The following is a 12532-nucleotide window of genomic DNA, read 5'->3' as shown; positions in this document are numbered from 1 at the left end:
GTGCGGGCGGGGGCGGGACGCGGGGCTCACTCGAGCCCGGCGCGGACGGCCGAGTCCCACAGGCCCTCGGCCCACGGCAGGCGGGTGTTGACGACCTCGTCCGCGCCGGCGGCGGGCGTGTCCTCGGTCTCGGTCGCGGTGTCGGTCTCGGAGGGCCGCCCCGTCACGGAGTACAGGGTCTCCCCCGGCATGACCAGCTCGAGACGCTCACGCGCCTGCTGGGTCACGTAGGCGGGATCGTCCCACAGCTGGATCCGCCGTTCGTAGTCCTCGCGCTGGGCCTGCATGGTGGCGATCTCCTCGCGCGCGGCCGAGATCTCCAGCTGCTGGTTCAGGAACGCGCGCAGCGTGGGCGCCACCAGGACGGCGGCCACCAGCAGCACGGCGACGACGATGAGCGAGCGGCCCGTGATCTGCCGGGCCGGCACCGGCTCCGGCAGCGGGGCCCGACGGCGGGCGGCCGTGGCGGCGGCGGATGCGGCGCGGCGGGGGGCGGGCCGGGGCCGACGCCCGGCCGGGCGGGCCGGAGCCGTCCGGCGCGGGGGTGCCGACGGGGACGCGGGGGCGGCGGTGTCCCCGGCGGGGGCCGTGTCGGCCCGGTCCGCGTCCGGGTGCCCGTCCAGGTGTCCGGGGTGACCGGCCTGGCGGCGCTCCTGGACGCTCTGCAGGTCGATGACCTCGGCGTCCGTCGCCGCGGGCGCCGGCGTGGGGGCCGCAGGGGTCGGCGTGGGCGTGTCCGCCTCCGGGAAGGCCGTCGTCGGGGCCGCCGGGGCCGCGACGGCGGTCCGGCGCGGGGCGCCCGTCGTCGGGTCGACACGGGGCACGCGGGGGCGGCGCGGACTCATCGCGGACTCCTTCGGACGCGTGGCGGGGACCCTCCCAGCCTACTGCCCGCCCCTGACAGGATCCTGGTCGCGCCGGGACGGGCGCGGGCCCGCCCGGAGGGATCCGGGCGGGCCCGCGCGTCGTCGTCGGGGACGGTCAGCCGCGGAAGCGCGGGAAGGCGGAGCGGCCCGCGTAGACGGCGGCGTCGTCCAGGTCCTCCTCGATGCGCAGCAGCTGGTTGTACTTGGCCACGCGGTCCGAGCGGGCCGGGGCGCCGGTCTTGATCTGGCCGGCGTTGGTGGCCACCGCGAGGTCCGCGATGAACGTGTCTTCGGTCTCGCCCGAGCGGTGCGAGATCATGCAGTGGAACATGTGGCGCTGGGCCAGGGCGATCGCGTCGAAGGTCTCGGTCAGGGAGCCGATCTGGTTGACCTTCACGAGCAGGGCGTTGCCGGCCTTCTCGTCGATGCCGCGCTGCAGCCGCTCCACGTTGGTGACGAACAGGTCGTCGCCCACCAGCTGGACGCGATCGCCCAGCTGCGCGGTCAGGTGCTGCCAGCCGTCCCAGTCGTCCTCGTCGAGCGGGTCCTCGATGGAGACGATCGGGTAGTTGTCCACCAGCTCGGTGTAGTAGGCGGCCATCTCCTCGGCGGAGCGCTGCTGGCCCTCGAAGGTGTAGGAGCCGTTGTCGAAGAACTCGGAGGAGGCGACGTCCAGCGCCAGCGCGATGTCCTCGCCCAGGCGGTAGCCGGCCTTCGTCACGGCCTCGGCGATGAGGTCCAGGGCGGCGCGGTTGGACTCCAGGGACGGGGCGAACCCGCCCTCGTCGCCCAGGCCGGTGGACAGGCCCTTCTCCTGCAGCACGGTCTTCAGGGCGTGGTAGACCTCGGTGCCCCAGCGCAGGGCCTCGCGGAAGGACGGGGCGCCGATCGGGGCGATCATGAACTCCTGGATGTCCACGTTGGAGTCCGCGTGGGCGCCGCCGTTGAGGATGTTCATCATCGGCACGGGCAACACGTGGGCGTTCGGGCCGCCCAGGTACTTGTAGAGCATGAGGTCGGAGGCCTGCGCGGCGGCCACGGCGACGGCCATCGACACGCCCAGGATCGCGTTCGCGCCCAGCTTGCCCTTGTTGGGGGTGCCGTCCAGGTCCCGCATCGCGCGGTCCACGGCGCGCTGGTCCGCGGCGAACTCGCCCTCGAGCTCCTCCGCGATGCCCTCGACCGCGGCGACGGCGTCCAGCACGCCCTTCCCGCCGTAGCGCTTCTTGTCCCCGTCACGGCGCTCGACCGCCTCGAACTCGCCGGTGGACGCGCCCGAGGGCACGGCCGCGCGGCCCAGGGAGCCGTCGGTGAGCAGGACCTCCACCTCGACGGTGGGGTTGCCGCGCGAGTCGAGGATCTCGCGAGCGTGGATGGCGTCGATCAGGGCCATGGACGGGTCTCCTTCAATCGAAGTCGGAAGTCGTGCCCGCGGCGTGGACACGGCCTCAGCCTAGCGGGGACCTCCGGTTCCGGTCGGCCGCGCGCCGGCGACAAGACCGCCGTTCCCCCCTGCTGCGATGTCGCTGGGGCGCGGTCGGGACTGCGGCCGGGCCGGAGCGGCGTCGCGTCAGCCGGACGGGCGCAGCGCCGCCCAGTCCCCGGCACGCACCCGGGCCACCGTGGCGCGCAGGGCCCGTTCGGGGTCCAGCCCCGCCGCCCGGGCCCGGCGCACCAGCGTGAACAGCTCCGCCCCGAGCGCGGCCTCGTCCGGCCACCCCGCCGCCGGGCGCTCCCCCGCCTCGGCGGCCGGCGCGGGGACGTGCGCGGCGAGCGGGTCCGGCTCCTGCCGAGCCGCGCGGTCCACCACCTTCGCGGCGGCGGCCAGCGCCGGCAGCCGGGCCGGGATGTCGCCGACGTCGAGGCCCGGGCCGGTGCCGCCGTCGTCGTGGGCCGGGGCGGCGGGCGAGAGCCCCGCGGCCGCCCGCTCCCGCGCCTTGACCCGCTCCCAGGCCAGTTCGACGGCCTCGGCCGTGACGGCGGCGAGCTCCTCGGCCGGGCGCAGGCCGCCCTCGGGGGTGAGCACGAGCGGGTTGCGCCGGATCATCTTGGCCGTGAGGGCGTCGGCGGCGTCGTCCAGGCGGAACCCGGCCGACTCCGCCGGGGCGCCCGGCGCCCGGGAGACGGCGGCGTGCAGGACCACCTGGAACAGGACGTCCCCGAGCTCGGCGGCCAGGGCGGGGTACGCGCCGTCGGCCCGACGCGCGGGCACGTCGGCCCACGCGGCGGCGTCGCGGGACTCGATCTCCGCCACCGCCTCGTACGCCTCCTCCACGAGGTACTCGGCGAGGTCGGCGTGCGTGAGCGCGGCCGTCCAGGGGCAGTGGTCGCGCAGGGCCTCGACCACCGCCACCAGACGGTCCACACTCGCGCTCACGGGAGGATCAGTCGTCCTCGTCCTCGTCGTCCAGCTCCTCGAGGACCGGGCCCACGGCGTCGCCGGAGATGACCTCGCCCCAGCCGGCCACGAGGATCTCGGCGAGGTCCTCGCGCTCGTCCACGGACAGGAAGGCCGCCTCGGCGGCGTTGAGCTGCAGGTCCAGCAGTTCGGAGAGCGAGTAGCCGAAGGTCTCGGCGAGCAGGTAGAGCTCGTCGGTCAGGGACACGTCCGAGACGAGCCGGTTGTCCGTGTTCACGGTGACGCGGAAGCCGAGCTGCACGAGCAGGTCGATGGGATGGCCCGCGATGCCCGCCGCGGCGTCCACCGCGCCGGTCTGCAGGTTCGAGGACGGGCAGACCTCCAGGGCGATCTGCCGGTCCCGCACCCACGCGGCGGTCTCGCCCAGGTCCACGAGGCCGGTCAGCTCGTCCAGCTGCTCGCCGTCCTCGTCCACGCCGCCGTACTCCACCGAGATGTCCTCGGCCAGGCGCACGCCGTGGCCCAGACGCAGGGCGCGGCCGTCCACGAGGGCCGAGCGGACGGAGTCCAGGCCGTCGCCCTCGCCCGCGTGCACGGTGACGGGCAGGTGGTGGGCGGCCAGCCACGTGAAGGTGTCGGCGAAGCGGGAGGGCGGGAACCCGGCCTCGGCACCCGCGATGTCGAAGCCCACGACGCCGGCCTCGCGGTGGCGCACGGCCAGCTCGGCGATCTCCTGGGCCCGGTCGGCGTGCCGCATCGCGGTGACCAGCTGTCCCACGCGGATCACGTGGCCCGCGGCGTCGGCGGCCTCGACCGCCTCGTCCAGACCGGCCTGCACGGCCTCGACGGCCTCGTCCAGGGTCAGCCCGCCGGCCAGGTGCTGCTCGGGGGCCCAGCGGATCTCGCCGTAGACGACGCCGTCGGCGACCAGGTCCTCGACGAACTCGCGGGCCACGCGGCGCAGCTGCTCGCGGGTCTGCATCACGGCGGTGGTCAGGGCGAAGACCTGCAGGTACTTCTCGAGGGACTCGCCGTTGGCGTGCTCGGCGATCCACTCGGCCAGGCCCTCGACGGTGTCCGCGGGGACCTCGACGCCGGCCTCGCGGGCCAGGTCGAGGACGGTGCCCACGCGCAGGCCGCCGTCGAGGTGGTCGTGGAGGGAGACCTTGGGCAGGACGGCCAGGTCGACCTCGAGCGGGGAGGGGGATGCGGTGTCCGGAAGCTGCGTCGTCGTCACGGGCGTCACTCTACGGCAGGGCGCTCAGCGCAGGGCCTCCTGCTCGGCCAGGGTGAGGCCCTTCACCCCGGAGCCCAGCCGGCGGCGCAGCAGGGCCTTGAGCAGACGGTCCAGCAGCAGGCCCACGAGCGCGGCACCCGTCACGGAGACGGCGATCTGCAGCACCGGATTCTCCAGCCAGCCCGCGGTCAGGCGCGCGATCATGATCGAGTACGCGGCCCAGCTGGCCGTGGAGAGCAGGTCCAGCGCCACGAACCGCACCGGCGGATAGCGGGTGGCGCCGGCCGTGAGGTTCAGGGCCACGCGGCCGCCGGGGATGAACCGGGCGGTGAACAGCAGCAGCGCGCCGTGGCTGTGCAGGTGGTGCCGGGCGACCTCGACCGTGGCCCGCACCCGCCGCAGCCGCATCCACCGGAACCGCTCCACGCCCACGGCACGGCCGATCGCGTACGCGGCCACGTCCCCCAGGAACGCGCCCGCGAAGCCGACCCCCCACAGCGCCCACAGGGAGAACGGGTGCCCGTCGCGGACGATCGCGCCGAGGGCCACCAGCACCGACTCCGACGGGAAGATCGGCACGATTCCGTCGAGCAGGCACAGCAGCAGCGTCAGCGGCAGGACCCACCACTGCGCGGAGGCGTGGAGGATCGCCTCCTCGAGCCACGCGAGCATCCGGTCAGCCGATCCGGTCCAGGATCACGGAGCGCTCGCGCAGGGTCCGGGCGTCGACGTCGTCGAGCTCGCCGACGGCCCACCCGCCGGCGAGCGCGGCCCTCGCCCGCTCGAAGCGCTCCGGCGTGTCCGTGTGCAGGGTCAGCACCTTCTGACCCTGGGCCACGCGCTCACCGGGGCGCACGTGCACCTCGACGCCGGCCGCGGCCTGGACGGCCTGGCCCTGCCGCTCCCGTCCGGCGCCGAGGCGCCACGCGGCCAGGCCCACGGCCATCGCGTCCAGCTCGGTGAGGACGCCGTCCGTCTCCGCGACGACGTCCTCGGTGTGGGCCGCCGTCGGGAGGGCCGCGCGGGGGTCGCCTCCCTGGGCCTCGATCATCCGGTTCCACACGTCCATCGCCCGGCCGTTGGCCAGGTGCTCGGCCGGGTCCACGTCCGTGACCCCGGCGCCGGCGAGCATCGCGGCGGCGAGCGCCACGGTGAGCTCCACGACGTCGGCCGGGCCGCCGCCGGCGAGCACCTCCACCGACTCGCGGACCTCGAGGGCGTTGCCGGCCGTCCGGCCCAGGGGCACGGACATGTCCGTGAGCAGCGCCGAGGTGTCCACCCCGGCGTCCCGGCCGAGGTCCACCATGGTCCGGGCCAGCTCGCGGGCGGACGCCTCGTCCTTCATGAACGCGCCCGAGCCGCACTTGACGTCCAGCACGAGGGCGCCGGTGCCCTCGGCGATCTTCTTGGACATGATCGAGGAGGCGATCAGCGGGATGGCCTCCACCGTGCCGGTGACGTCGCGCAGGGCGTACAGGCGCTTGTCCGCCGGGGCCAGGCCCGAGCCGGCCGCGCAGATCACGGCGCCCACCTCGGAGAGCTGGCGCAGCATCGCCTCGTTGCTGAGGTCGGCCCGCCACCCGGGGATCGCCTCGAGCTTGTCCAGGGTGCCGCCGGTGTGGCCGAGGCCGCGGCCGGACAGCTGCGGCACGGCCACCCCGAAGGAGGCCACGAGGGGGGCCAGCGGCAGGGTGATCTTGTCCCCCACGCCGCCGGTGGAGTGCTTGTCCGCGGTGGCCAGGGGGCGGCCGTCCGGGGTGGTGAGCCCGCCGAAGTCCATGCGCTCGCCCGAGGCGATCATCGCGTCCGTCCAGCGGGCGATCTCGGCGCGGTCCATGCCGTTGAGCAGGATCGCCATGGCCAGGGCGGACATCTGCTCGTCCGCCACCACGCCACGGGTGTACGCGTCCACCACCCAGTCGATCTGCTCGGGGGACAGCGTCCCCCGGTCCCGCTTGGTGCGGATCACCTCGACGGCGTCGAAGGGCTCGGCCTGCGGCTGCGCGGTCATGGGGGTCTCCTCGGGGGACGGCTGCGACGGTCAGCCTCCGACTCTAGCGAGCGGGCCCGGGAGCGCGCCGCGGGTCAGGGACGGTCCGCCCGCTCCAGGTCGGCCGGGCCGAAGGCGTCCGGGAGCACCGCGTCGATCCCCCGCTCCCCCGCCGGGGTGAGCAGCACGAGCCCGGGGGCGCGGAACTCGTACAGCAGCTGGCGGCAGCGGCCGCAGGGCATGGTGAGCACGCCGTCGCCGTCCACGCAGACGAACGCGGCGAGTCGGCCGCCCCCGCCCATGCGCAGGTCGGCCAGCAGCGCGCACTCGGCGCACAGCGTCAGCCCGTAGGACGCGTTCTCGATGTTGCAGCCCGAGACGAGGCGGCCGTCGTCGGTGAGCGCGGCGGCGCCCACCCGGAACCCCGAGTAGGGCACGTAGGCGTGCTCCGTGGCGGCCAGGGCCGCGGCCCGCAGCCGGTCCCAGTCCACGCGCGGCGCCGTCGTCGTGTGCTGCCCGTCCGCCACGGCTACTCCTTCACGTACGGCACGCCCGAGGCGGCCGGGCCGCGCGAGCGGCCCACGAGGCCGGCCACGGCGAACACCGTGACGAGGTACGGGAGCATCGCCATGAACTGGCTCGGCACCGGGGTGCCGAGGATCGCCAGGACGTACTGCATGTTGGTGGCGAAGCCGAACAGCAGCGCCGCGAAGAACGCGCCGATCGGGTTCCAGCGGCCGAAGATCACGGCCGCGAGCGCGATGAAGCCCTGGCCCGCCGTCATCTCCTTGGTGAAGGACGACGCGGAGACGAGCGTGAAGAACGCCCCGCCCATGCCGGCCACCGCACCGCCCAGCAGGACGGCGGCGTAGCGCGTGCGGTTCACGTCGATGCCCACGGTGTCCGCGGCCTTGGGATGCTCGCCCACGGCGCGCACGCGCAGGCCCCAGCGGGTGCGGAACAGGGCGAACCACAGCGCGATCACGAGCAGGTACATCGCGTAGCCCAGGATCGTCTGGTCGAACAGGATGGGCCCGAGCACGGGGATGTCCGCCAGGCCCGGAATCCGCAGGTTCGGGAAGTGCGGCGGCGCGTTGAGCTCGGTGTCCCCGCCCGTGAGGACGGTGGAGTACAGGAAGCTCGTCAGGCCGGCCACGAGCACGTTGAGCACGACGCCGACGATCACCTGGTTGACCAGGTACTTGATCGAGAACACGGCGAGCAGCCAGGACACGAGGACGCCGGCCACGATGGCGGCGGCCAGGCCCGCCCAGGGCGAGCCGGTGGCGGTGCCGACGACGGCGGCCGTGAACGCGCCCGCCAGCAGCTGACCCTCGATCGCGATGTTCACCACGCCCGAGCGCTCGGCCAGGATGCCGGCCATCGAGCCGAAGATCAGCGGGACGGCCAGCGCGAATGAGCCGGCGATCAGGCCGGTGAGGAACACGGTGGTGTTGTCCGCCGAGCCGATCACCCAGATGAGGAACGCGGCCACGAAGGCGACGGCGAACAGGGCGGCGGCCCAGCCGGGGGTGCGCCCCGAGCGCAGGGTCGCCAGCCAGGCCACCGCGGTCAGCACCGCCATGAGCCCGACGAGCAGCCAGCCCCCCAGCACGGGGTCGGCGGTCAGGTCCGGGAGCACGACGGCGTCGGACGCGTTCGAGAGTCGGAAGGTCGCCGTCGCCTCGGGGGCACCGAGGGCGAAGACGGCCAGGGCCAGCAGGGTCAGGATCGTCAGGGCGATCGGGGTGGTCCAGTGCCGGACCACGACCCGGGCGGGCTCGGCGGCCTCGGGGCGGACGACGTCGGCGTGGGGCCGGGCGGCGGTCGCGCTCATCGGGCGTCCCCCTTCTGCTCGTGCGGGCGGTGGGTCGGGGCCGTGTCCGTGGGCTGCGTGGTCGGGGCCTGCGGGTCCGCGACGGCGGTGGCCGCGGCCTCCTGGACGCCCGTGGACGGGGCGGCGGCGTGGCCGCCGGCGCCGGTCACCGCGGCGCCGGCCACAGCGGGCTGGGTCACGGGGTCGGCGGCGCGGCGGGCGCGGGCGGCGCCCGGGGCGGGCAGCCGGAAGATGGCGCGCACCAGCGGCGGGGCCGCGATGAGCAGCACGATCACGGACTGCACCACGAGGACGATGTCGACCGGCACCCCGGTCTCGGTCTGCATGGTCACGCCGCCGGCGCGCAGGGCGCCGAAGAGCAGGCCCGCGAACAGCACGCCCACCGGGTGGGACCGGCCGAGCAGGGCCACCGTGATCGCGTCGAAGCCGAAGGACCCGGCCACGGAGGTGTTCAGCGTGCTCTCCGTGCCGGCGACGTGGGTGGCGCCGGCCAGGCCGGCGAGGCCGCCGGAGATCGCCATGGCGGCCAGGTAGGAGCCCTTGACGGAGATGCCGGCCGTGCGGGCGGCGTCCGGGTTGGCGCCCACGGCCCGCAGGCGGAAGCCGAGGGTGGAGCGCTGCATCAGCCACCACGTGAAGAGCACGGCCAGCAGCGCGACGAAGAAGCCCCAGTGCAGCCGGAAGTCGGTCCCCAGCAGCCGCGGGAACATGGCGGAGCGGTCCAGCGGCGCGGACACCGGGTTCGTGGTGCCGGGCGCCCGCAGGACGGGGGTGTTCAGCAGGTACGCGAGCAGGTTCACCGCCACGTAGTTGAGCATGATCGTGAGGATCACCTCGTGCGCGCCGGTCCAGGCCTTGAGCACGCCGACGACGGAGCCCCACAGCACGCCGCCGAGCACGCCCATCACGACGACGAGCAGCAGGTGCACGCCGGCCGGCAGGTGCAGGTGCACGCCGAACCACGTGGCGAACATGGCGCCGAAGATGAACTGGCCCTGGCCGCCGATGTTGAACAGGCCCGCCCGGAAGGCGATGGCGATGCCCAGCGAGATGATGATCAGCGGGGTCGCCACGGTGAGGGTCTCGGTGAGCGGGTAGAGCATGCCCGTCGCGTCCGAGGCCCGGTAGTTGAAGACGGCGCCGCGGAACAGGGCCGCGAAGGCTCCGGCGAACGCGGCCCAGGCGGCGGAGAGCAGGTCGCCCGGGCGGGCGAAGAAGTAGCCGGCGGCGTCGCGGACGTCCTCGTCCACGGCGATGATCAGCAGGCCGGAGATCAGCAGGGACAGCAGGATCGCCAGGGCGGTGACCGTGCCGTTGCCCGAGAGGACCCGGCGCAGGGCGGAGTCGGCGGGGGGGCGTGGTGGGGTGGGCGGCGGGCGCCGCGCCGGTGGTGCCGGGCGTGTCCGCGGCGACGTCCGCGCCGGAGGCGAGGGCCGCGTCGTCGGGGGTCTGGCCGGCCATCATGAGGCCGAGCGTCTCGCGCGAGGTGTCCCCCGGCACGATGCCGACGATCCGCCCGTGGTACATCACGGCGATCCGGTCGGCCAGCTCGAGGACCTCGTCCAGCTCGGTGGAGACGATCAGCACGGGGGTGCCGGCGTCGCGCTCGGCGATGATCCGGTCGTGCAGGAACTCGATCGAGCCGACGTCCACGCCGCGCGTGGGCTGCGAGGCGATGAACAGGCGCAGCCCGTCCACGAGTTCGCGGGCCATGACGACCTTCTGCTGGTTGCCTCCCGAGAGGGAGGACACCGGCAGGTCCACGCCCTGGGTGCGGACGTCGAACTCGGCCACGCGGCGCTCGGCGAGCGCCCGTACCGCGGCGGGGCGCATCTGCACGGCGTTGCCGGCCGGGGCGACGTCGTACCGGTTGAGCACCATGTTCTCCGCCACGGAGAACGGGCCGACGAGCCCGTCCGTGGAGCGGTCCTCGGGCACGAAGCCGACGCCGGCGCGGATGATCTGGCGGGTGGACCGGCCGATCAGCTCCCGGCCGTCCAGGGTGACGGAGCCGGTGGCCTTGACCAGGCCCATGATCGCCTCGGTCAGCTCCGTCTGCCCGTTGCCCTGCACACCGGCCACGGCGAGGACCTCGCCCTGGCGGACGGCGAAGGACACGGCGTCCAGCAGCACCTGGCCCGTGGGCGAGACGACGGAGAGGTCCTCGACGCGGAACGTCTCCTCCCCCAGGGTCGGGGCCGTCTTGCGCCGCTCGAGGACGACGTTCCGGCCCACCATGAGGGCGGCCAGCTCGGCGGCCTCGGCGGAGGGCTCCGCCGTGCCGACCACGCGGCCGCGGCGCAGCACGGTGATGTCGTCCGAGACGGCCTTGACCTCGCGCAGCTTGTGGGAGATGAACACGATCGCCGTGCCGTCCGCCCGCAGCTGCCGGATGATGCCGAGCAGCTCGTCGGTCTCCTGGGGGGTGAGCACGGCGGTCGGCTCGTCCAGGATGAGGATGCGCGCGTCGCGGACGAGGGCCTTGATGATCTCGACGCGCTGCTGCACGCCCACGGGCAGGTCCTCGACGACGGCGTCCGGGTCCACGTCGAAGCCGTACTGGGCGGAGATCTCCCGGATCCGCCGGCGGGTGGCCTCGAGGTCGAGCACGCCCAGGGCGCGGGTGTGCTCGTCGCCGAGGGCCACGTTCTCGGCCACCGTGAAGACGGGCACGAGCATGAAGTGCTGGTGCACCATGCCGATGCCCGCGCGCATGGCCTCACCGGGACCGGAGAACCGGACGGGCTCGCCGTCGAGGAGGATCTCCCCCTCGGTGGGCTCGTAGAGCCCGAAGAGGACGTTCATCAGGGTGGACTTGCCGGCGCCGTTCTCGCCGAGGAGGGTGTGCACCCGCCCCGACTCCACGGTCAGGTTCACGTCCTCGTTCGCGGCGAACGAGCCGAAGCGCTTGGTGATCCCGCGCAGTTCGAGCCTCATCGAGGGCCTTCCGTCTGGTCGATGCTCGTGGTGCCGCGCTCGGCGGCGGGGGCGGGCCGGGCGCCCGCGCGCCGCGGGGCCGGTCCGGAGGGGTCCGGGCCGGCCCCGCGGCGGTGGCGAGGCGGGTCAGGCCTCCGGGGAGTACTCCGAACCGACCTTCAGCTCGCCCGAGATGATCTTCGCCTCGAGGTCCTTGAGCTCGTCCTTGAGCTCCTGCGGCACCGTGTCCTCGAAGTCGTGGAACGGGGCCAGCTCGACGCCCTTGTTCTCCAGCGTGCCCACGTAGGGCTCGGCCGAGAACTCGTCCTTCAGGTCCGCGGCGATCACGTCGGTGACGGACTGGCCCATGTTCTTCTTCACCGAGGTGAGGATCAGGTTGCCGTCCTTGGTGGACTCGTAGCCGTCCGAGTCCGGCCAGATGACCTTGACGTCCTTGCCGCCCTGGTTCGCCTCGCGGACGGCGTCCAGGGTGCCCAGGCCCACGGGGCCCGCCACCGGCATCACGATGTCGGCGCCCTCGTTGATGAAGTTGGCGGTGTTCGTCTTGCCGTTGGCCACGTTCTCGAAGTCGCCCGTGAACGAGCCGGTCTTCGCGTCCTTGTCCCAGCCCAGGACCTTGACGTCCTTGTCCTTGACCTCGTTGTAGTGCTCCACGCCGCGGGCGAAGCCGTCCATGAAGATGGTGACGGTGGGGATCTCGGCCCCTCCGTAGGTGGCCACGGTGCCGGTCTCGGTGGTGCCCGCCGCCAGGTACCCGGCCAGGAACGCCGCCTGCGCCGTGTCGTAGGTGAGCTTCTGGAAGTTGTCGGTGAAGTCGCCGTCGGTGACGTCCACGCCGAAGAAGTGGGTGTCCGAGTGCTGGGCGGCGATCGGCTTCATGGCGTCGCCGAGGAGGAAGCCCACGCCGATGACGGCGTCGCAGTCGCCGTTGACCATGGCGGTCACGTTCGGGGTGTACTCGCTGGGCTCGTTCGACTCGGCCTCGCTGGTGGTGATGCCGTAGGCCTCCTCGGCGGCCTTGAGGCCCTCGTAGGAGGACTGGTTGAAGGAGCGGTCGTCGAAGCCGCCCTCGTCCGAGACGATGCAGGCCTTGTAGTCGTTGTTGTCCGAGCCGACGCCGTCCACGGTGGCGATGGCCTCGCTCTCGGCGGCGCCGGAGTCCGAGGCCTCGGACTGCTCCGGCGGGGCGCCGCACGCGGTCAGCAGCAGGCCGGAGACGCCGAGCGCGGCGGCGGGGAGCAGGAGACGACGGCGGCGCGCGGCCGACGGGGTGGCGATGCCCATGGGGTCCTCATTTCGGAAGGCA

At 73.9% G+C, this 12532-nt stretch carries 10 protein-coding genes and 1 pseudogene; all 11 read right to left on the bottom strand.

Going from position 1 to position 12532, the window contains the following annotated elements; all coding sequences use genetic code 11:
- Positions 1–26: 26 nt before the first annotated feature.
- Positions 27–845: a septum formation initiator family protein gene (locus CITRIK5_RS00905; protein WP_095353413.1), complete on the bottom strand. Its 819-nt coding sequence runs from the start codon at positions 843–845 to the stop codon at positions 27–29.
- Between the two features lie 136 nt (positions 846–981).
- Positions 982–2259, bottom strand: a complete 1278-nt coding sequence (gene eno, locus CITRIK5_RS00900; protein ID WP_095353412.1) for a phosphopyruvate hydratase — start codon at positions 2257–2259, stop codon at positions 982–984.
- A gap of 177 nt (positions 2260–2436) precedes the next feature.
- The gene (locus CITRIK5_RS00895) at positions 2437–3243 is read right to left on the bottom strand and encodes a MazG nucleotide pyrophosphohydrolase domain-containing protein (RefSeq protein WP_002856555.1); all 807 of its coding nucleotides are present in this window, start codon (positions 3241–3243) and stop codon (positions 2437–2439) included.
- A gap of 7 nt (positions 3244–3250) precedes the next feature.
- Positions 3251–4462 carry an adenosine deaminase gene (locus tag CITRIK5_RS00890; protein WP_002856556.1) on the bottom strand — a complete coding sequence of 404 codons (1212 nt, stop codon included), beginning with the start codon at positions 4460–4462 and terminating at the stop codon, positions 3251–3253.
- Between the two features lie 24 nt (positions 4463–4486).
- On the bottom strand, positions 4487–5134 hold the full coding sequence (locus CITRIK5_RS00885; RefSeq protein WP_002856558.1) for a DedA family protein: 648 nt from the start codon (positions 5132–5134) through the stop codon (positions 4487–4489).
- Between the two features lie 4 nt (positions 5135–5138).
- Positions 5139–6473: a thymidine phosphorylase gene (locus CITRIK5_RS00880; protein ID WP_002856560.1), complete on the bottom strand. Its 1335-nt coding sequence runs from the start codon at positions 6471–6473 to the stop codon at positions 5139–5141.
- 74 nt (positions 6474–6547) lie between these two features.
- Positions 6548–6979 carry a cytidine deaminase gene (locus CITRIK5_RS00875; RefSeq protein ID WP_002856562.1) on the bottom strand — a complete coding sequence of 144 codons (432 nt, stop codon included), beginning with the start codon at positions 6977–6979 and terminating at the stop codon, positions 6548–6550.
- Between the two features lie 2 nt (positions 6980–6981).
- Complete coding sequence (locus CITRIK5_RS00870; protein WP_095353411.1) at positions 6982–8289, bottom strand: ABC transporter permease; 1308 nt, start codon at positions 8287–8289, stop codon at positions 6982–6984.
- Positions 8286–9539 carry an ABC transporter permease gene (locus CITRIK5_RS00865; RefSeq protein WP_370462603.1) on the bottom strand — a complete coding sequence of 418 codons (1254 nt, stop codon included), beginning with the start codon at positions 9537–9539 and terminating at the stop codon, positions 8286–8288. The genes CITRIK5_RS00870 and CITRIK5_RS00865 overlap by 4 nt, the downstream gene beginning before the upstream one ends.
- A 94-nt stretch (positions 9540–9633) precedes the next feature.
- Positions 9634–11226: pseudogene (locus CITRIK5_RS00860) on the bottom strand (ABC transporter ATP-binding protein); the annotation flags it as partial.
- Between the two features lie 126 nt (positions 11227–11352).
- Entirely contained in the window at positions 11353–12510 is a 1158-nt protein-coding gene (locus CITRIK5_RS00855) for a BMP family protein (RefSeq protein WP_095353408.1), read from the bottom strand.
- Positions 12511–12532 lie beyond the last annotated feature (22 nt).

This window comes from Micrococcus sp. 116 (assembly GCF_902506395.1).
Classification (GTDB): domain Bacteria; phylum Actinomycetota; class Actinomycetes; order Actinomycetales; family Micrococcaceae; genus Micrococcus; species Micrococcus luteus.
This window is presented reverse-complemented; position numbering and strand designations above follow the sequence as displayed.

What these genes read in the sequence shown, in the direction of transcription:
- CITRIK5_RS00885 (WP_002856558.1), bottom strand. Translation starts at nt 5,134, where the DNA reads ATGCTCGCGTGGCTCGAGGAGGCGATCCTCCACGCCTCCGCGCAGTGG.
- eno (WP_095353412.1), bottom strand. Translation starts at nt 2,259, where the DNA reads ATGGCCCTGATCGACGCCATCCACGCTCGCGAGATCCTCGACTCGCGC.
- CITRIK5_RS00880 (WP_002856560.1), bottom strand. Translation starts at nt 6,473, where the DNA reads ATGACCGCGCAGCCGCAGGCCGAGCCCTTCGACGCCGTCGAGGTGATC.
- CITRIK5_RS00855 (WP_095353408.1), bottom strand. Translation starts at nt 12,510, where the DNA reads ATGGGCATCGCCACCCCGTCGGCCGCGCGCCGCCGTCGTCTCCTGCTC.
- CITRIK5_RS00905 (WP_095353413.1), bottom strand. Translation starts at nt 845, where the DNA reads ATGAGTCCGCGCCGCCCCCGCGTGCCCCGTGTCGACCCGACGACGGGC.
- CITRIK5_RS00870 (WP_095353411.1), bottom strand. Translation starts at nt 8,289, where the DNA reads ATGAGCGCGACCGCCGCCCGGCCCCACGCCGACGTCGTCCGCCCCGAG.